The sequence below is a fragment of the Treponema saccharophilum DSM 2985 genome (genome assembly GCF_000255555.1).
Classification (GTDB): domain Bacteria; phylum Spirochaetota; class Spirochaetia; order Treponematales; family Treponemataceae; genus Treponema_D; species Treponema_D saccharophilum.
Genome location: NZ_AGRW01000028.1, coordinates 20,970 through 38,334, shown reverse-complemented (window position 1 = coordinate 38,334; position 17,365 = coordinate 20,970). Strand labels below are relative to the sequence as shown.

Genomic DNA, 17,365 nt, shown 5'->3' with positions numbered 1-17,365 from the left:
CACGAAATTGCCAAAGCAAACAGCCCTCCCGGGCACGGAAGGTGCGCCTCGCGCACCGGCGCACGCTTGCTCCGACCAAGCCGAACTTAGAACGCGAAAACGACCTGCAAGCGCGTGTGCGCTCATTGAGAATCAGTGCCGTTTGATGGTAGAATCGCAGAATTATGAGCAAATATATTCTTGTAACAAGTGGTGTATGTTCCAGTCTTGGCAAAGGCGTCGCGACCGCCTCAATCGGAAGCCTCCTCGAATCGAGCGGACTCAAAATAGCTATCATGAAGTGCGATCCTTACATCAACATTGATGCAGGAACAATCAGCCCCTACCAGCACGGGGAAGTGTACGTTACGGAAGATGGCGCGGAGACTGATTCCGACCTCGGGAATTATTCGCGGTTCACGAGCGTCCATCTCAGCAACGAGAATCTGGTGACGATCGGAAAGGTCTACAAAACCGTCATAGAGAACGAGCGCGCAGGACGGTACAACGGGCGCACGGTTCAGGTAATCCCCCACATAACCGACGAAATAAAGCGCAGGATTGTGGCGACAGGCTCCAGAACGGGCGCCGACGTCGTCATCGTCGAAATCGGCGGGACTGTCGGCGACATCGAGTCGATTCCGTTCCTCGAAGTCGCGCGGCAGCTCTCCCACGAGATGGGGAAGCACAACTGCATCACCGTCCACCTCACGCTCGTGCCGACGATAATCGGAGGCGAGCTGAAGACGAAACCGACGCAGCAGTCGGTGAAGAAGCTCCAGGAAATGGGAATCCAGCCCGACATTCTCCTCTGCAGATGCGACAGGATGATTGACGACGACATGAAGAGAAAAATCGCGATGTTCTGCAACGTCGGAGTCGGTTCGGTCTTCACGTCGACGGATTTCGACAGGACAATCTACGAGCTTCCGGTCATCTTCCACACGCAGGGGCTTGAGAAGAAAGTCTTCGACAAGCTCGGCCTCGAAGGAAGAACCGCTAACGTCGACTCATGGCTTTCGTTCAAGGAAAAGCTCGACAAGGCGGAGCGGAAAGTCACCATCGCGATGGTCGGGAAGAAGGACTATCTCGACGACTGCTTCAAATCGGTGCGCGAGAGCATTTTCCATGCCGCCGTCACGAATTTCGGCGCGGACGTGGAGATAAAGAAGATTGACGCGGAATCGCTGGAGGAGACGAAGGATATCGCCCCGATTTTCGCCGGCGTCGACGCAATCGTCATTCCGGGAAACTACGGGCAGCGCGGATTCCTCGGTCTTCTCCAGACGGTCAAATACGCGCGCGAGAACAACGTCCCGTTCCTCGGAATCGACCTCGGGATGCAGCTCATGGCGATAGAGACGGCGCGTTCGCTCCTCCAGTGGAAGGACGCCGACTCGACCGAATTCATGCAGAACGCGACGCACGCGATAATCTCGCTCCCCGAGGAGCAGAGCGGCGTCAGCGCATCGGGAATAATGAAGCTCGGCTCGTCGAAAGTCAGGATTTGCGAGGGCTCGCGCCTGCACGGAATTTTCGGCAGCACGGAGACGAACGAGCGCCACCGCTCAAAATACACGTTCGACAAGAAATATGCCGCAGACATGGAATCGAAGGGGCTTTCAATCTCCGCGTATTCCGATGAGGACGGGCAGACCGAGGCGTTCGAATGGAAGGACCACCCGTGGGGAATCGGCGTCCAGTTCCATCCCGAATTCATCTCGCGCCCGATGACTCCGCATCCGCTTTTCACCGCATTCGTCGGAGCCGCGTTGAAAGCCGCAGAGGAAAAATGAGGCTCAGGCCGCACCACAGCATGTGCCTCCAGTTCTTCGTGGGAAAAGGATACAGCGCCCCGTTCAACAGGAAAATGAGCGAGACGCTTTCCCTTCCCAGCAACACGAAAGTCACCGTCACGTTCGGCTTGGACGACATATGCGGGCACTGCCCGAACCATCCGGACGGAAAGTGCACGTCGGAGGCGCATGTAAGCGAAATCGACTCCGCGGTCGCGTCGATACTGTCGTGGACGGAAGGAAGCGAGACGACGCTCGGGGAATTCATCGCGCGCGCCGAGCAGGACATCACGCGGAAAGGGCTTCTCAGAAAAACATGCGGGAACTGTTCGTTCATGGAGATATGCGCGCCTCTCGCGGAAGGAAAGAAGGAGCCGCGCATATGAAGACGGCAGCAATCGCCCTATCGTCGCTCATCATCATCCCGTCATGCTCGCTCCAGTACGCGCGCGAGGAAAACCCCGAAAGCGCAAATCCCGAATTCACGTTCAACAACGCGCGCTTCTTCCGCGTCGAAAAAAACAGGACGACGATGGAGATGAGCGCCGCGAAAATCGAGCAGTACAAGACGGACTCGATGTCATTCGCGAAGGACGCCGAATTTAGGACGTACAAGGACGACGGAGCGCTTGAGACGAGCGGAAGATGCGACCTCATATCCGCGGACACGGGAAACGAGCGGTACATGATGTTCGGAAACATAACCGTGGACGTGAAATCGCAGGAGATGACCATACAGGCGGAGTCGCTCAACTTCGACCAGAAGAACGAGCAGATAACGGGCGGCGCACAAATGCCCGTGCGCGTCACGAAAAACGGGACGGAAATCGAGGGAACCGGATTCAGCGCGAGCGGGGTCAGCAAGACGTTCTCGTTCAGCAGCGCCGTGTCGGGAACAATCGAAACGGACGACGAAAACGGAGAGGAAACCGAAAAATCCGATGGAAAATAGACGAAAAACCGCACGACGCATTACGCTCATGCTCGCGCTCGCCGCCCTTTTCGCAAAAGCGGAAGCCGAGACGATAACGTTCAGCGCGGACTCGATGAGGGGGCGGAACGGAAGCAGGACTGACGAGACGAAGCTCACGGGAAACGCGTTCGTGAAGACAGGGACGATGGAGATAAAGGCGGATTCGATAACGATGAGCGGCGACAACTTCCGCTACATAACTGCGGAGGGAAACGTCGACGGGAACAACACGGAAAGCGAGATGACGTTCACCTGCGGGAAAATGAGATACGACAGGACGACGAAAATCGCAATCCTTGAGGATACCGTCCATCTCCTCGACACGAAAAACGACGTCACCGCCGACGCGCAGATAATCGAATACAACCAGGACACGGAAGTCGCGCTCATGCAAATCGGCGTGCGGCTTCTGCAGAAGGACAACGTCTGCACCGCGGCGCACGCCATCTACCGGAAAAAGGAGCAGACGCTCGACCTCAGCGGAAACCCGAAAATCGTGCAGGGAGACGACAGTTTCCGCGCGCAGGAAATTTCGCTGAACCTCGAAACGGACGAGATAACGCTTGACGGCCGCGTAAGCGGAACTGTCACCGACTCAAAGGAAAAGCAGGAATGATGAATTTCCCGAAACCATCAGAATCAGAATCGCTCGACGCCCTGAACGGCGTCCCCACGACGATGGACATCTACGATTCGCTCGACTCCCTGTTCTCACCTCAAAAGATTCCTGCCGAACCCGTCCCCGCCCCACGCCCGAGCCTGTTCAGAACGCTCCTCGAAAAAATCGCAGGAAAGAGAGAGAGGAAAGCGGAGAGAGGAAAGCGGAGAGCGGAGAGCGGAGAGCGGAGAGCGAAAAGCGGAGAGCGGAAAGGTGAAAGTGCAATCGGCTTTGACGGGGAGATGCGGAACGGGGAAAGCAATTTCGTAGAAGCGGAAAGAGGAGAGCGGAGAGCGGAAAGCGGAGAGCGGAAAATTGAAAGTGCAATAGGCTCTGACGGGGAGATGCGGAACGGGGAAAGCAATCTTGCGAGAACGGAGAGCGGAGAGCGGAAAGGTGAAGGTGCAATCGGCTCCGGCGAGGACATGCGGAACGGGGAAAGCGGAAAGTTGAAAGTTGAAAGTGCAATCGGCTCTGACAAGGAAATACGGAACAGGGAAAGCAATTTCGTGGAAGCGGAAAAGGGGAAACTTGAAGAGGAAATTGCACAGCTGAAGGCTGAAATTGCTGTGCTGAAAGCGGAGAGCGGAAAGCGGAGAGCGGAAAGCGGAAAGTTGAAAGTTGAAAGTGCAATCGGCTCCGGCGAGGACATGCGGAACGGGGAAAGCAATCTTGCGAGAGCGGAGAGCGGAGAGCGGAAAGGTGAAAGTGCAATCGGCTCTGACGGGGAGATGCGGAACGGGGAAAGCAATCTTGCGGAAGCGGAAAGCGGAGAGCGGAAAATTGAAAGTGCAATCGGCTCTGACGGGGAGATGAGGAACGGGGAAACAGACATCGCGAAAGCGGGGGGCGACGAGGGCGAAGTTAGTTCCGACATGGAAAGCGAAGGCACGGAAGGGGCGCGGATTTCGCTTGAGAAGGACGGGGAGTTCGGGAGACGGAAAAGAGCGCACGTGCTGAAGGCGGAGGGGCTAAAGAAGGTCTTCGGAAAGAAGACGGCGGTGTTCGACGTGTCGTTCGAGGTGCACACGGGGGAAATCGTCGGGCTGCTCGGGCCGAACGGTGCGGGAAAAACGACGAGCTTCTACATGGTCGTCGGATTTCACAAACCCACGCTCGGAAGAATCCGGCTCGACGACGACGACATCACGGAGCTTCCGATGTACAAACGCGCGCAGCTTGGAATCGCATACCTTCCGCAGGAGGCAAGCGTTTTCAAGAAGCTGACTGTCGAGGAGAACATCTGGGCAATTCTTGAGATGCGGAAGGAACTTTCCGACGAAGAGACAATTGCGGCGATTCCGAAAGCGTGGAAAAAACTATCGGAAAAAGGAAGGCGGAAAATCCTTGAGGCGACGGGAGACGACAAAATCGCGCGCGAAGACGGCAGCTGGTCGCCGGACGCCGAGGAGACGGACGCAATACTGCAAAAATGCGGAGAGCTTTCCCGCGGGGACAAAAGCAAGCTTCTCCGGGCAGGAAAACGCGAGATTCTCGAGAACCTCATCGCCGAATTCACAATCGGGCACATCAGGAAGCAGTTCGCCTACACGCTTTCGGGCGGGGAGCGGCGGAGGACGGAAATCGCGCGCGCGCTGGCGAACAACCCGAAATTCATCCTGCTCGACGAGCCGTTCGCGGGAATCGACCCGATTGCGGTCTCAGACATAAAGGGAATCATCAGGCATCTGGCAAAACGAGGAATCGGCGTCCTCATCACCGACCACAACGTGCGCGACACGCTTGAAATAACGGAGCGGGCGTATATTGTAAGCCGCGAGGACGAAATGGGCGGAAACATCGGCGGGCACATACTCGTCTCGGGCGACAAAAAGACGATTATCGAAAACCCCGAGGCGCGCCACATCTACCTCGGCGACAATTTCAAGATGTGACGGAAAGGAAAATATTACGATACGTCTGCAGAAACAAAAACGGCCATTGAGCAAAGTCGAAATGACCGATTCTTTCATGACAAAATCTGAATAAACCGTTTTTCCGGACAAAGCAAAAAAAACGGAGGATTTTGAAGTGTACCCCAATTATTGGACACTTTAACTAACGGACTTAAAGGACTTAGTTCTGTATTCAACAGGGCTGAGTCCTTTTAATTTTAACTTAATCCGTCTGTTGTTATAATAATCAATGTAATCGATTAAATCCCTTTTGAAAACCTCAGCATCTGAATATTTATTTGGATATAGCAGTTCAGACTTCATTATTCCGAACCAGTTTTCCATCACAGAGTTATCAAGACAATTTCCTTTACGGGACATACTTTGGATAATTCCTTTCTGTTGTAAACGGTCCTGATATTTTTTCTGTTGATATTGCCAGCCTTGATCTGAATGGAGAATAAGATTTGTTCCGTCTGGAATCTTCGAGAAAGCTTTGTCCAGCATATCCATAACTTGCGCAAAATCCGGGCGGTATGAAATGTTATAGCTTACAATTTCCCCGTTATACATATCCAGAATTGGTGAAAGATATAATTTCTTATCACCAATGTTGATTTGAGTTACATCTGTTGTCCACTTCTGATTCTCTTTCTCTGCATAAAAGTTTCTCTGCAGCACATTGGGTGCAACCTTTCCTACAGCACCTTTGTAAGAACGATATTTTACCTGGCGCTGAACACTCTTGAGATTAAGTCGAAGCATCAGACGATAAACAGTTTTATGATTTATTAAAACACCTTCCTTTCTTAGTTGTGCCGTAATTCTACGAACCCCATAACGGCCTTTATGTTCGTGAAAAATCTGAGTTATACGAATTTCCAACTCAGAATATTTATTATTCCTTGTTTTAATAGCTGCATAGAAAGTACTCGATGGCATCTTAAAATATTCAAGCAGCATTTTTAGAGGATATTCATGCCTTAATTCTCCGATGACTCTGGCTTTGTCTCTTGTTCGGATTCCTCTTCTTCCTGAATTAAGGCGTTCAATTTTTTTAGTATGGCATTTTCCATTCTGAGCCACTCGTTCTCTTTACGAAGTTTCTCAAGTTCGGTTTCCGGTTCAGTATTTTTCTTTGTTTTTTTTGTAGCCATATTCTTTGGATTTCCTCGCCCGTCCCTGCAAAGAAGTTCATAACCGCCAATAAGATATTTCTTTCGCCAGATACAGATTGTCCCTCTGTTCGGTATCTTAAAATATACGGCAGTTTCTTTGTCAGAAAGACTATTTTGTTTCTGATATTCTAGCACATGCATTTTAAATTCTCCGCTGTATGTGCCATTTTTGTGAGTTAAACCCTCTATTCCGTTTGTCTTGAATTGTGCTACCAACATCTCGACTGTTGACTCTGAGATTCCGAATTCTTTTGCCGTGTTTGTGTACCCATCTGTTGTATTCATGTAATGAGCTACAATCGCAGCTTTTTTTTCTAAATTTAATTTAGACATAAAAAAAGTGTACCTCCAAAAATTGTCTCCAACTTTTGGGGTACACTTCAAAAGAATCCCGTTTTTTTTATTTCACTTGGCTGAACAACCCGGAAACCTCCGTGCGCCATTCGGAGCGGTTGTCCCTATCTTCCCATTCAATCGTGCGGCGAATCGTAAAATGCTTCAAGTCGTGCGGATTCTCGAAACGGATGACCGCGAAACGCCCTTGCCCTATATACGAAATCCGCTCGTTCTGCTCCGTCTTCTCGCTTTCCGAGACCTGCTTGAGCACGCAGTCGAAATGGGCCGGCAGCCCCGTCTTTCTGTCCGTCATGGCGCTCCCGAAATCCTCAGGGGAAATCGGCTGACCGCATATGGGGCACACTTTTTCCCGCGCCCTGAAAGAACGAACCGCAGCATCGTTCTCCGACATTTCCCGCTGAAGGAACTTCTGTATTCCGCGCTGAAGCTCGCGCTGCTCGCTGCTGTACTGAATCGGGCGCTTCGCGAACAAATCCTTTCCCCTGCCCGATTTGCGCTCCCGCCTCGACTCCTTCGTATCCCTCGCTTCCCTTGTTTCCCGAGCCTTGCCGCGTCCACCGCGCTCAGAACGAGCCTCCCGCCTTCTTCCGCGCCGCTTTCCGCTGCTGTAGCTGTCACTTCGATTCATAAAGCCTCCGATGAACCCGTTGTTCGTTGTCCTCGACAATCCTCTTGCTCAAAACCTGCGCAATCCGCTGAACTGCAAAGTCAATGTAATCGGGATTCTGGATTTTACTGCGCAACTCCACTATGCGTGGCGACAAGACTTTACAAGCAACAGATTTTGATGAAGCATTCATACGAACTCCGCGAAAGCATCTTGAATATGATAGACAGGAGGAAACCCCGGCATATCAACAATCAACGCATCGAACCGGACTTTGCTGTCATTATATTCTCGATTATTTGCAAGAAAAAATTTAGCCGTTTCAACAATTCTTTTCTGTTTTCTCTTGCCGAGCTCGTGTGAAAGCGTCTCCATATTCCCGCTTGGCAAGGTTTTCACCTCAGCGAAAACGAGGACGTCGTCCTTCGACGCTATTATATCGATTTCGCCATTTCTTGTCCGCCAATTGCGCGCGACTATGCTGTAGCCGAGCGAGGCCATGAACGAGGCCGCCCTGTCCTCACCGGCGTTTCCGACGATTTTCGTATTTTTCATCAGCGGGAATGACTCAGACTGATTCTACTTCCTCTACTTCTTCTATTTCCTCGACATCCTCAACGTCGTCGACCATCTCCATAAGGTGGTTGATTTCATCGTCGCCCGTAATCGGATGACCGTAGGTGAGGAGCGTCGAGATATTCCATCTGGCAATCGCGATGAGATGATAACGCTTGACAGACTTTTCCTCCGCAAGGAACATGTTTTCCCCATCAGAGAAAAAAACCGGCGCAGAGAAACGCATACCGAGTTTTATATCCTTGCTGTTTATTCTTGTGAAGTTCTTCATAAATCACTCCTCGAATTTGACTAAACAGTATATCACATTTTCCTTTTGCGCCCGCATTTATTTGAATAAAAAAGGTGCTTTTTATGATTTTTCAGACATTCACCTGTTTAAAATCTTGAAAAACTCAAAAAACTCCAAAAATTTCTGAAACAACCGGAAACGCCTGCAAGCCGATTTCGCCCCTATGCAAAAGGGCGCTTCTCCGCACGGAAGCGGATGCCGCATGTCAAAAAAAAGCCGCCCCAAACGGGACGGCTTTCATCACGATGCAGACCTAAGCTTATTTCTTAGCTGCTGCGCTCTTAGCTGCTGCGATCTCAGCCTTCTCCTCGGCGTTGATTGCAGCCTCGGTAGCGTCGGCAGCCTTGGCAAGGTCGCGTGACCACTTGAGGTACTCAACGGATTTCTGTCCGACAAGCTCCTTGACTTTGGCGTTCTTGCCGACCTTGTCGCGGATGTAGTAGAGCTTTGAGCGGCGAACTTTACCGACGCGAGTAACCTCGACCTTGACGACGCGCGGGCTGTAAACAGGGAACACGCGCTCGACACCGACGTTGTAAGAAATCTTGCGGACAGTGAACGTCTTGCGGACGCCGCTTCCCTTGATGCAGATTACGAGACCCTCGTAAATCTGGATGCGCTTTGTCTTTCCTTCGATGATTTCGAAGTGAACTTTTACAGTGTCGCCAACGCTGAAGTTGAGAGCGCTGTCGTCTTTCTGCTGCTCTTCAATTGTCTTGATCAAATCCATGATAATTTCCTCTTTTCATTAGTCCGGCTTTTTCAGCCAGCTTCTTTTTCTACGGATTTTCTCGGGCAATTTCTTGACCGAAAACTGCTCCGTGATTTCCTCAATCATTCGTTCGGCTTCTGCAGTCAGCTGCCCCAAGAGCCTCGCTTTGGCAATTAAATCGGGTCTGTTCGCCAAAGTTTTCTCAAGGCGCTTTTTCAGCCGCCACTTCCGGATAAGCTCGTGGTTGCCTCCCGTCAAAACGGCGGGAACCTCCATGCCCTTGTACACGCTCGGGTGCGTATACTGCGGATATTCCAGAAGTCCGTCGGAATAGCTTTCCTCGTCCAGCGATTCCGGGGTTATGACGTCGTTCACAAGCCGATAGACAGAATCGACTATGACCGTAGCAGCCAGCTCCCCGCTCGACATGACGTAATCCCCGATGGAGATTTCGTCATCGACATACAAATCGATTATGCGCTGGTCGATACCCTCGTACCGCCCGCACACAAGGACGATTTCATCCTTCCGGCTCAATTCCTGCGCCTTTGCCTGCGAGAACGGCTTTCCTGAAGGAGTGACAAATATCACATGCTTCTTGTAGGCCTTCACGCTGTCAAGTGCGCGCCCGAGAGGCTCCGCCATAAGCAACTGCCCGGCGCCGCCTCCATACGGTTTGTCATCACACGTCTTGTGCTTATCAAAGGCAAAATCCCTGATATTCACCAAATCGTAGGCAATAATTCCCCGTTCAACCGCCTTCGCCATGATTGAGGTCTCGAAAAACGCTCGCGGAATCTCGGGAAATAAGGTCAGCACTGTAAATTTCATGGAATTACTCCAGAATCCAGAGGTGCATCAACTGGACCGTCTTGTTCTCAATATCGACTTTTCCGATAAAACCAGCTTCCTCTTTCAGGGGAACGTAAACCGTCCGCACCTTCAGTTTGTTGCCTTTCTTGTCGAAATCGTACTTCACTTCGTCACCAAGCAGGTCGCAGTTCTCGGCCAGAGAAATCTCGAGGAGATCTCCAGAACCGCCTTCCATTACGTCTGTGATTTTTCCAACGACGACACCGCCGTTCTCCAAACCGCCTTTGCCCCCCGTTTTCTCCCCATCGGGATAATAGACAAGGGAACAACGTTTCAAATCTTCGACATACCACTCGTTCTCGTCGAGAGGACAAGCCTTGTCGCGCGGAACGACTATTTCCCACCGGCTGTATTTTTTGACATCCTCGGGAGTGTCTATTCCTGAAAGTTTCATAAATGAGTCGCAGCTTCCGATTTCGACCGATTCGACCTTGAATTTTCTCGAATCGCCGTTCGTACCGTTCCTCAAAGTCACTTCGGTCATATCGGCGAAATGCTCGTATTGCCCGGAATAACTCTCAAATTTGAATTCACCCGAAACCCCGTGGGAACCTCGGACGAAACCCACCACAAACTGCTCCAAAAGCTGTTCATCCATACCTTTCAATCAAGAATCTCTAGGCTGTAATGCTTGCCGTCCTTGTTAGCGGACGCGCTGAGAACAGTTCTCAAAGCCTTCGCGATGCGGCCATGCTTGCCGATGACCTTACCAATATCACCCTCGGCCACACGGAGTTCGAGCACCGAACCGCGGTCGCCTTCGGTTTCATTTACCGAGACTGCGCTGGGATCATCGACCAATGATTTTGCGATGTATTCAATCAGGTCTTTTTCCATTTCTGGCCCCCATGGACGGAACGCCGGGCTGAAAGCCCCACACCCTCGTTAAATTACTTTCCTGCTTTGTTGAGAAGCTTGCGGACGACATCAGTCGGCTGTGCGCCAACGCCAATCCAGTACTGAGCGCGCTCTGCCTTGACAGAAATCTGTGAGCCCTCTGCCGCAATCGGGTTGTACGTTCCGATTTCCTCGATTGTGACACCGTCACGCGGCTTGCGTGCGTCCTGAACGACGATGCGGTAAGCCGGGCGGGCTTTCGTACCGAATCTCTTGAGTCTAATCTTGACCATATGTATCCTCCAAAATGGGCTTGTACCAAGCCATCAAAATGAATTTGTACTATATATTTTAAGCGGTTCTTAGTCAATCGAACAAAACGCGGGAACGGAATTCGGCAGCCCCGATTTTTACGGGCGCCCGAAAAAAAATCGCGCGTCATGGTCGCTTTTGTCCGAAAAACTCCATTCCCGCGGAATTTTTTATGTGGTATATTTTGCGAATGGATTTTTCTTCGGCTTTTTTGACAGAACAGATAATCGCGTACATCGGCAACAAAAGGAAGCTCCTTCCGCTGATACACAGCGCAATCGAAAGCACGGGATTGGAACTGAAGCCGGGATTGAGATTTTTCGACGCATTTTCAGGGAGCGGGGTCGTCTCGAGGATGGCGAAGGCGATGGGGTTCGAGGTCTTCGCGAACGACTGGGAATGCTACGCGACGGTGCTGAGCCGCGGGTATGTCGCGACGAACGAGTCCGACATCGCGGATATTTTCGGGTCGGAGGATGAATTCGGAAAGGTCATAGAGCAGCTGAACGGTCTCGGGGAGCCGGACGAAGAGAACCAGTACATAGCGAAATTCTACGCGCCCAAAGAATTCGACGCGGACGCGGTCGACTTCAATACGGAGCGCCTTTTCTACACGCGGCAGAACGCGCTCGCAATCGACAAGCTCAGGAACGGAATCGAGCGCGAATTCGGCGGCAACGGGCGCGCGAAGGATGTTCTCCTCGCAAACCTCATATACGAGGCGGCGACGCACACGAACACGTCCGGCGTCTTCAAGTCTTTCCACAAAGGCTTCGGCGGCCACGGAAAGGACGCGCTCAAGCGAATCATGACGGGGATAAAACTCTCGAAGCCCGTCCTCATCGACTCGGAAAAGCCCGTGCACGTGTTCCAGGAGGACGCGAACAAGCTCGCCAAGGAGCTGCGCGGAATCGACATCGCGTACCTCGACCCGCCGTACAACCAGCACCAGTACGGAAGCAACTACCACCTGCTCAACACAATCGCGAAATGGGACAAGATTCCCGCCCCGCTCGAGCTGAACGACAAGGGAATCCTCAAGGAGAAGGCGGCAATCAGGCACGACTGGGTGAACACGAAATCGGACTACTGCTACCGCGAAATGGCGGAGAAGACGTTCGAGGACCTCGTCGCGAGCATAGACGCGAAGCACATCCTCATAAGCTACAGCACCGACGGGATAATCCCGTTCGAGCGGATGCGCGAAATCTGCACGAAAAAGGGGCGGCTCTCAATCGTGACGAACGAGTACACGACGTACCGGGGCGGAAAGAAAAGCAACTCGCGGCAGAATTCGAACATCGAATTCATCATCTGCATCGACACGTCCAAGACGAACGACGAGGAATCGCTCAAAAAAATCGACGCAATCCTGACGAGGCGGAAAATCCTCCTCATGTTCAGGCAGAAATTCTCGGAGCGGAAGCTCAACGCGGAATTCAGGCGGCTCAGGAAGGAGGGCTTCGCGGAGCTTTCGCTGATAAAAGGGATTTCCGTGGGCGAGAAGACGGCGGACGCGCAGAAAAAACGGCGGGCGAAATGCCCGGACAAGCAGATTTCGTTCTCGCTCGGCGGCGGGCGCGAAATCGCCGTGACGACGCGGAATTTCTTCGAGCTGAAGGCGCCGGAGAACACCGTCGAATTCTCGACGGAGGAGCTCGAGGAGCTTCACGCAATTCTCTGCCGGTGCTCATGCGAGACGAAGGAAGACGAGATAGAGGAAATAATATGGAAGATAAGGAAGGGAACCGTCCAGCTCAACTTCGCGCGGAAGCTTCCCGCGACGCTCAAGAACCTCGCGCACAAGAAGAACAAGGCGGCGTTCAAAAAATGGCTGAAGCGCGCGAAATCGCTTGAGGAGAAGCAGCCGGAGCTGTACGGAAAAATCCGGGAGGCGATGGAGAACGTCGAAAGCCTCGCCGAGATGCGCTTCAATTCATAGCGCCTTCAAAGACGCCGAACGACGGCGGAAGCGGAGCCGAGACGACGACGTCGTCGCCCGTAACGGGATGTGGGAACGAGAGGGAGGCGGCGTGGAGCATTATCCGCCCCGAATCGTCCCCGCCGTAAAGCTCGTCGCCGAGAATCGGAAGCCCGACGGAGGCGAGATGGACGCGAATCTGGTGCGTGCGCCCCGTAAGCGGCCGGCATTCCACGGCGTATGCTTTTTTCCCGCCGGCATCAATCCTTCCCAAGACGGTGAATTCTGTCAGAGAATCGACGCCGCCCGTGCTGACCTTGCCCCACTTCGCGGCCTGGCTTTTCGGGGAGATGCGCCCCATCGGGAAGGAAACCGCAAAGGAGAAGGGAAATTCGGAAAGCGGGAAACAGCACCCGCAGTCGGTGGACACCGCACGGTACGTTTTCCGCGCGGTATGGTTCTCGAACATGTCGTGGCAGGGGGAATTGGCGGCGCGCGTCTTCGTGAAGAGGATTGCGCCGCTTGTCTCGCGGTCAAGGCGGTGCATTATGCCGACGTAGGGCGGGTTCCGCATGTTCGGGTTCCGCGCCTTCTCCCGCGCGAAGAGGAAACGGACGACGGCGTCGTGCAGGTTGTCCCGGCTTCCGACCATGCCCGCCTCGGTGGGGAACATGCTCGGCTTGTTCACGACGATGACGGAATCGTCCTCGAAAAGCACGTCGGAAGGCGAAAGCTCGAACGCGATGTCGTCGGGCTTCTTCTCGAAGAAAAGCTGCTCCTCGTCGACGGAGACGGAAACGGAGCCGCCCTTCCTGACGGAGAACGAAGGAACGCGGACCTGCCGCCCGTCCACGCAAACGGCGCCGGCAACGACGAGCCTGCGGATTTTCGAGTTGGACACGGGGGAGCCGAGCGCGCGGGGAAGTTCCGAGCGCAAAAGCTCGTCGATGCGGACGGCCGACTGCACGCGGAATGACAAAATTCTGTTCTTGTTGTTTCTCATCGCCATCCGGAAAATCTAACGGCGAATCGGCAAAGTTGCAACAACAAAACGGACGGGAACCAGGCAACCGCATTCTTGCTCACGAGACGGGAACGGGGCAGATTTTTTGGGGATACCTCCAAAATCTCTACCCGAACAACTGAAATTAAACTATACTTAGAAAATTGAAAAAACAGGAACCGCGCAAAAACAAAGAAGCTTTAAGGCAGACAAAGCGCGCCAAAACTCCACTGGAGAAGGCGATTTCCAGCGCGTGTTCAAAGAGGCAAGGAGGAGTTCATAAAATGAGAACTGTGAAAATAGCTTTCTTCGACGCGAAAAACTACGACAGGGAATTCTTCACGAAGGAAGCTGCAAAAATCGCAGCGATGGAAAAAGACGGCGCGGAAGATGAGAAAATCGAATTCCAGATTGACTACATCAGCGACAGGCTGAATCCGACGACAGTTTCATTCGCGCGCGGGCACGATGCCGTGTGCATCTTCGCGAACGACCAGATTACGAAGCAGACCGCTGAAACGCTCCGCGAGTTCGGAATCAGGATAATCGCGCTGCGCTCTGTCGGATACAACAACGTCGACACGAAGTCGATAACCGAGCTGAACCTTGCGAACGCGGCGGAAACCCCGGACGAGCAGATAAAAATCGTCCACATACCGAGCTACTCGCCCCATGCGACGGCGGAATTCGCGGTCGCGCTCCTCCAGAACCTCAACAGGAAAATCCACAAGGCATACGCGCGCACGCGCGACTCCAACTTCGACACGGACGGATTCGTCGGCACGGAAATTTTCGGCAAGACGGTCGGAATCGTCGGGGCGGGCGCAATCGGAAAGGCGGCGGCGGAAATCTTCAAGGGATACGGCGCGACGGTCCTCCTCAACGCGGCGCACCAGGACCAGTCGTTCGGGCAGAAAATCGACTCCGAGTACGTGAACCTTGAGGAGATATTCAAGAATTCCGACTTCATAATGCTCTTCTGCCCGCTTCTCTCCGACACGCGGCACATCATCAACAACAGGTGCATCCAGCTGATGAAGAAAGACGCGCTCATCGTAAGCACCGGAAGAAGCTCGCTCATCGACTCCGGGGAGCTGTTCGACGCGCTCAACTCGGGACGAATCAAGGGCGTCGCGTTCGACATCTTCGAGGAGGACAGGCAGAACCTCTACGGCGACGACTGGGCGCCCTCGCCCATCCGCGACGAGAACTTCGACAGGCTCCTGCGCCTCCCGAACGTGCTAATGACGCACCATCAGGCGTATCTCACCGCGGAGAACCTCACGATGATTGCCGAAGTGACGCTCGACAACATCAGGAAAATCGTCTCCGGAGAGGAATGCCCGAACATAATAAAGTAGAAGACACAGCTCCGTTTTTTCCGGCTACTGCCGGGACCAAGAGCGAAGCATAGACGACAGGCGGCCTGGAACGTTCCCAGACCGCTTTTTTTGTGGTACATTCTCGAAATCATGGCAGGAAACACAATCGGAACAATTTTCAGGGTCACGACGTTCGGCGAAAGCCACGGCGCAGGTTTGGGCTGCATCATAGACGGGGTTCCCGCCGGGCTCGCGCTCGACGAGGCGAAAATCCAGGCGGCGCTCGACAGGAGAAAGCCGGGGCAGTCGTTCGCGGGACAGAACAACGCGTCCGTCACGTCCCGGAAGGAGGACGACAAGGCGGAAATTCTTTCCGGCGTCTTCGAGGGAAAGACGGAGGGAACGCCCATCGCGCTCGTAATCAGGAACACGTCGCAGCGCTCGAAGGATTACGGGAACCTCGCATCGTCGTTCAGGCCCGGACACGCCGATTTCACCTATTTCGAGAAGTACGGCTTCCGCGACTACCGCGGCGGCGGCAGGGCAAGCGGAAGGGAAACCGCGGCGAGGGTCGCGGCGGGCGAGATTGCGCGCCAGGTCCTGTGCGCGCTGTTCGGCGACGTCAGAATCACCGCGTACACGAAACGGGCGGCGGGAATCAGCTGCGGGAAAATCGACCTCGGCGCAATCGAGAAAAACTCGCTGAGGGCGGCCGACATCGACGCGGCGAACGCCATGAACGAAAGAATCGAGGAGCTGAGGCGGAGCGGCGACAGCGCGGGCGGAATCGTCGAGTGCATCGTCTCGGGCATTCCCGCAGGGCTCGGCGAGCCGGTGTTCTCCAAGCTCGACGCGGAGATTTCCCGTGCGGTGATGTCGGTCGGAGCGGTCAAGGGAATCGAATTCGGCGCGGGATTCGGCGCGGCCGACATGACGGGAAGCGAGGACAACGACGAAATGAGGCTCGGCGGCGGCGCGGTCAAATTCAGCTCGAACAACGCGGGCGGAATCCTCGGCGGCATCTCCAACGGAAACGAAATCGTCTTCCGCGCGGCGATAAAGCCCGTCCCGTCGATTTTCCGCGAGCAGAAGACAATCAGAACGGACGGGAGCGGATTTTCCGAGACGGATTTGCTCATCGAGGGACGGCACGACGTGTGCCTCTGCCCAAGAATCGTCCCGGTAATCGAGGCGATGGCGGCAATCACGCTCGCCGATTTGGCGCTGCAGAACATGGCGGCGCGGATATAGGCAGGAAAGGAGGCGCGCGCCTCCTTTTTTCGGCAAAAGGAAAGGCTCTCCCCGGCTTTCCGGCGACATTCCGAACTTAATTCGGAATCACGGCAAAATTTGAACCGACCGTTTTTCAGGCAGGGAGAAAGAAAAAGCAAAAAAAATCGCCCGGGAATCCATGCGGAATTCCGGGCGACATCGAGAAGCGGCAGGGCTTATTTCCTATCTGCTTCAGCGTGAGCCTTGAGCAAAGCCAAGTTCGCGGCAACCCTCTGCGCGTTCTTCTTCTCATTAGCTCTCTTGAGTTTTGACGACTTCACAGGGCGGAAGCGTTTTGCAAGTCTCATAATTCACCTCGTAAAAAAAGATTCGCGATTCTACCACATCTGCGGAATTTAGTCACCGAAACGCGGCTTTTTTCCGCAATTTTTTGAATTTCCCGCAGCAGAAAGCGAAGCTCTCCTGCTCAGCTGTTCGCGTTTGAATCTCGATGCCACAAATCTTATTTTTTTTCACGCAGAGCAAATAAAAAATCCCGCGTGCCTTGTGTTTAAGGTTCGCGGGATTTTGTGCTGTCATGCTGAACTTATTTCAGCATCTACACTGCATATTGTAGATTCCGAAACGAGTTCGGAATGACACTATGCAACGAACTTATTGGACAGCATCTATTTAAGGTTGATACGTGCGGTCAAGGCACGCTCCGCTTAAAGCCTTGACTCGCCCGTTTCAACCTGCGCTAAAAAATTATCGCAGGTTGATAATGCTCTTGTCGTAGTCTGCCGACGGAACATAGCCGTCGCAATACGCTTCGCGTCTTGCTTAACGAGTTTCCGCCGTG

The 17,365-nt window shown here is 53.4% G+C and carries 19 protein-coding genes; 8 read left to right on the top strand and 11 right to left on the bottom strand.

Annotated elements, in window-relative coordinates; translation table 11 throughout:
• Positions 1-164 precede the first annotated feature (164 nt).
• The 5 genes from TRESADRAFT_RS01440 (at position 165) to TRESADRAFT_RS16770 (ending at position 5,301) form a co-directional block, all read left to right on the top strand.
• Complete coding sequence (locus tag TRESADRAFT_RS01440) at positions 165-1,775, top strand: CTP synthase (protein WP_002702179.1); 1,611 nt, start codon at positions 165-167, stop codon at positions 1,773-1,775.
• Complete coding sequence (locus TRESADRAFT_RS14800) at positions 1,772-2,161, top strand: DUF1284 domain-containing protein (protein WP_002702177.1); 390 nt, start codon at positions 1,772-1,774, stop codon at positions 2,159-2,161. Before TRESADRAFT_RS01440 ends, TRESADRAFT_RS14800 begins: the two co-directional genes overlap by 4 nt.
• Complete coding sequence (gene lptC / locus TRESADRAFT_RS01430) at positions 2,158-2,727, top strand: LPS export ABC transporter periplasmic protein LptC (protein WP_002702175.1); 570 nt, start codon at positions 2,158-2,160, stop codon at positions 2,725-2,727. The genes TRESADRAFT_RS14800 and lptC overlap by 4 nt, the downstream gene beginning before the upstream one ends.
• Positions 2,717-3,364, top strand: coding sequence for an LptA/OstA family protein (locus TRESADRAFT_RS01425; RefSeq protein WP_245534314.1), 648 nt, complete (start codon positions 2,717-2,719; stop codon positions 3,362-3,364). Before lptC ends, TRESADRAFT_RS01425 begins: the two co-directional genes overlap by 11 nt.
• 917 nt (positions 3,365-4,281) lie before the next feature.
• Positions 4,282-5,301, top strand: a complete 1,020-nt coding sequence (locus TRESADRAFT_RS16770; RefSeq protein ID WP_245534315.1) for an LPS export ABC transporter ATP-binding protein — start codon at positions 4,282-4,284, stop codon at positions 5,299-5,301.
• Between the two features lie 159 nt (positions 5,302-5,460).
• On the opposite strand, the gene TRESADRAFT_RS15535 is transcribed toward TRESADRAFT_RS16770, so the two are convergent.
• The 9 genes from TRESADRAFT_RS15535 to rpsP form a co-directional block, all read right to left on the bottom strand.
• A protein-coding gene (locus tag TRESADRAFT_RS15535; protein ID WP_141607053.1) for an IS3 family transposase occupies positions 5,461-6,812 on the bottom strand; the annotation gives its coding sequence in 2 pieces (ribosomal slippage) (positions 5,461-6,350 and positions 6,350-6,812; 1,353 coding nt in all).
• A gap of 67 nt (positions 6,813-6,879) precedes the next feature.
• Positions 6,880-7,464 carry a hypothetical protein gene (locus tag TRESADRAFT_RS14790; protein ID WP_002702165.1) on the bottom strand — a complete coding sequence of 195 codons (585 nt, stop codon included), beginning with the start codon at positions 7,462-7,464 and terminating at the stop codon, positions 6,880-6,882.
• A 168-nt stretch (positions 7,465-7,632) separates the two neighbouring features.
• Positions 7,633-7,998, bottom strand: a complete 366-nt coding sequence (locus TRESADRAFT_RS01395) for a YraN family protein (RefSeq protein ID WP_002702163.1) — start codon at positions 7,996-7,998, stop codon at positions 7,633-7,635.
• A 13-nt stretch (positions 7,999-8,011) separates the two neighbouring features.
• Positions 8,012-8,290, bottom strand: coding sequence for a hypothetical protein (locus TRESADRAFT_RS01390; protein ID WP_002702161.1), 279 nt, complete (start codon positions 8,288-8,290; stop codon positions 8,012-8,014).
• A 280-nt stretch (positions 8,291-8,570) separates the two neighbouring features.
• A complete protein-coding gene (gene rplS / locus TRESADRAFT_RS01385; RefSeq protein WP_002702159.1) occupies positions 8,571-9,041 on the bottom strand; it encodes a 50S ribosomal protein L19 in 471 nt (156 codons plus the stop codon).
• A gap of 18 nt (positions 9,042-9,059) precedes the next feature.
• Entirely contained in the window at positions 9,060-9,854 is a 795-nt protein-coding gene (trmD, locus tag TRESADRAFT_RS01380) for a tRNA (guanosine(37)-N1)-methyltransferase TrmD (protein ID WP_002702157.1), read from the bottom strand.
• A 4-nt stretch (positions 9,855-9,858) separates the two neighbouring features.
• Positions 9,859-10,494: a ribosome maturation factor RimM gene (locus tag TRESADRAFT_RS01375; protein ID WP_002702155.1), complete on the bottom strand. Its 636-nt coding sequence runs from the start codon at positions 10,492-10,494 to the stop codon at positions 9,859-9,861.
• Positions 10,495-10,499: 5 nt separating this feature from the next.
• Positions 10,500-10,733, bottom strand: coding sequence for a KH domain-containing protein (locus TRESADRAFT_RS01370; RefSeq protein WP_002702153.1), 234 nt, complete (start codon positions 10,731-10,733; stop codon positions 10,500-10,502).
• A 53-nt stretch (positions 10,734-10,786) separates the two neighbouring features.
• Positions 10,787-11,026 carry a 30S ribosomal protein S16 gene (gene rpsP, locus TRESADRAFT_RS01365; protein ID WP_002702151.1) on the bottom strand — a complete coding sequence of 80 codons (240 nt, stop codon included), beginning with the start codon at positions 11,024-11,026 and terminating at the stop codon, positions 10,787-10,789.
• A 209-nt stretch (positions 11,027-11,235) separates the two neighbouring features.
• Here rpsP and TRESADRAFT_RS01360 point away from each other — a divergent pair, with 209 nt between their 5' ends.
• A complete protein-coding gene (locus TRESADRAFT_RS01360) occupies positions 11,236-12,987 on the top strand; it encodes a DNA adenine methylase (RefSeq protein WP_050984998.1) in 1,752 nt (583 codons plus the stop codon).
• Here TRESADRAFT_RS01360 and TRESADRAFT_RS01355 read toward each other — a convergent pair.
• Entirely contained in the window at positions 12,977-13,975 is a 999-nt protein-coding gene (locus tag TRESADRAFT_RS01355; protein WP_040842044.1) for an RluA family pseudouridine synthase, read from the bottom strand. The genes TRESADRAFT_RS01360 and TRESADRAFT_RS01355 overlap by 11 nt on opposite strands.
• A 278-nt stretch (positions 13,976-14,253) precedes the next feature.
• Between TRESADRAFT_RS01355 and TRESADRAFT_RS01350 the strand changes: the two genes are divergently transcribed.
• Together TRESADRAFT_RS01350 and aroC are read left to right on the top strand one after the other, a co-directional pair.
• Positions 14,254-15,330, top strand: coding sequence for an NAD(P)-dependent oxidoreductase (locus tag TRESADRAFT_RS01350; protein WP_002702144.1), 1,077 nt, complete (start codon positions 14,254-14,256; stop codon positions 15,328-15,330).
• Positions 15,331-15,441: 111 nt separating this feature from the next.
• Positions 15,442-16,542, top strand: a complete 1,101-nt coding sequence (gene aroC, locus TRESADRAFT_RS01345) for a chorismate synthase (protein WP_002702141.1) — start codon at positions 15,442-15,444, stop codon at positions 16,540-16,542.
• Positions 16,543-16,739: 197 nt separating this feature from the next.
• On the opposite strand, the gene TRESADRAFT_RS16665 is transcribed toward aroC, so the two are convergent.
• A complete protein-coding gene (locus TRESADRAFT_RS16665; RefSeq protein ID WP_002702140.1) occupies positions 16,740-16,871 on the bottom strand; it encodes a hypothetical protein in 132 nt (43 codons plus the stop codon).
• Between the last annotated feature and the right edge of the window lie 494 nt (positions 16,872-17,365).

What these genes read in the sequence shown, in the direction of transcription:
- TRESADRAFT_RS16770 (WP_245534315.1), top strand. Translation starts at nt 4,282, where the DNA reads ATGGAAAGCGAAGGCACGGAAGGGGCGCGGATTTCGCTTGAGAAGGAC.
- TRESADRAFT_RS14800 (WP_002702177.1), top strand. Translation starts at nt 1,772, where the DNA reads ATGAGGCTCAGGCCGCACCACAGCATGTGCCTCCAGTTCTTCGTGGGA.
- rpsP (WP_002702151.1), bottom strand. Translation starts at nt 11,026, where the DNA reads ATGGTCAAGATTAGACTCAAGAGATTCGGTACGAAAGCCCGCCCGGCT.
- TRESADRAFT_RS01440 (WP_002702179.1), top strand. Translation starts at nt 165, where the DNA reads ATGAGCAAATATATTCTTGTAACAAGTGGTGTATGTTCCAGTCTTGGC.
- TRESADRAFT_RS01375 (WP_002702155.1), bottom strand. Translation starts at nt 10,494, where the DNA reads ATGGATGAACAGCTTTTGGAGCAGTTTGTGGTGGGTTTCGTCCGAGGT.
- trmD (WP_002702157.1), bottom strand. Translation starts at nt 9,854, where the DNA reads ATGAAATTTACAGTGCTGACCTTATTTCCCGAGATTCCGCGAGCGTTT.
- TRESADRAFT_RS01395 (WP_002702163.1), bottom strand. Translation starts at nt 7,998, where the DNA reads ATGAAAAATACGAAAATCGTCGGAAACGCCGGTGAGGACAGGGCGGCC.
- aroC (WP_002702141.1), top strand. Translation starts at nt 15,442, where the DNA reads ATGGCAGGAAACACAATCGGAACAATTTTCAGGGTCACGACGTTCGGC.
- rplS (WP_002702159.1), bottom strand. Translation starts at nt 9,041, where the DNA reads ATGGATTTGATCAAGACAATTGAAGAGCAGCAGAAAGACGACAGCGCT.
- TRESADRAFT_RS01350 (WP_002702144.1), top strand. Translation starts at nt 14,254, where the DNA reads ATGAGAACTGTGAAAATAGCTTTCTTCGACGCGAAAAACTACGACAGG.
- TRESADRAFT_RS01370 (WP_002702153.1), bottom strand. Translation starts at nt 10,733, where the DNA reads ATGGAAAAAGACCTGATTGAATACATCGCAAAATCATTGGTCGATGAT.
- TRESADRAFT_RS16665 (WP_002702140.1), bottom strand. Translation starts at nt 16,871, where the DNA reads ATGAGACTTGCAAAACGCTTCCGCCCTGTGAAGTCGTCAAAACTCAAG.
- lptC (WP_002702175.1), top strand. Translation starts at nt 2,158, where the DNA reads ATGAAGACGGCAGCAATCGCCCTATCGTCGCTCATCATCATCCCGTCA.
- TRESADRAFT_RS01355 (WP_040842044.1), bottom strand. Translation starts at nt 13,975, where the DNA reads ATGGCGATGAGAAACAACAAGAACAGAATTTTGTCATTCCGCGTGCAG.
- TRESADRAFT_RS01425 (WP_245534314.1), top strand. Translation starts at nt 2,717, where the DNA reads ATGGAAAATAGACGAAAAACCGCACGACGCATTACGCTCATGCTCGCG.
- TRESADRAFT_RS14790 (WP_002702165.1), bottom strand. Translation starts at nt 7,464, where the DNA reads ATGAATCGAAGTGACAGCTACAGCAGCGGAAAGCGGCGCGGAAGAAGG.
- TRESADRAFT_RS01390 (WP_002702161.1), bottom strand. Translation starts at nt 8,290, where the DNA reads ATGAAGAACTTCACAAGAATAAACAGCAAGGATATAAAACTCGGTATG.
- TRESADRAFT_RS01360 (WP_050984998.1), top strand. Translation starts at nt 11,236, where the DNA reads ATGGATTTTTCTTCGGCTTTTTTGACAGAACAGATAATCGCGTACATC.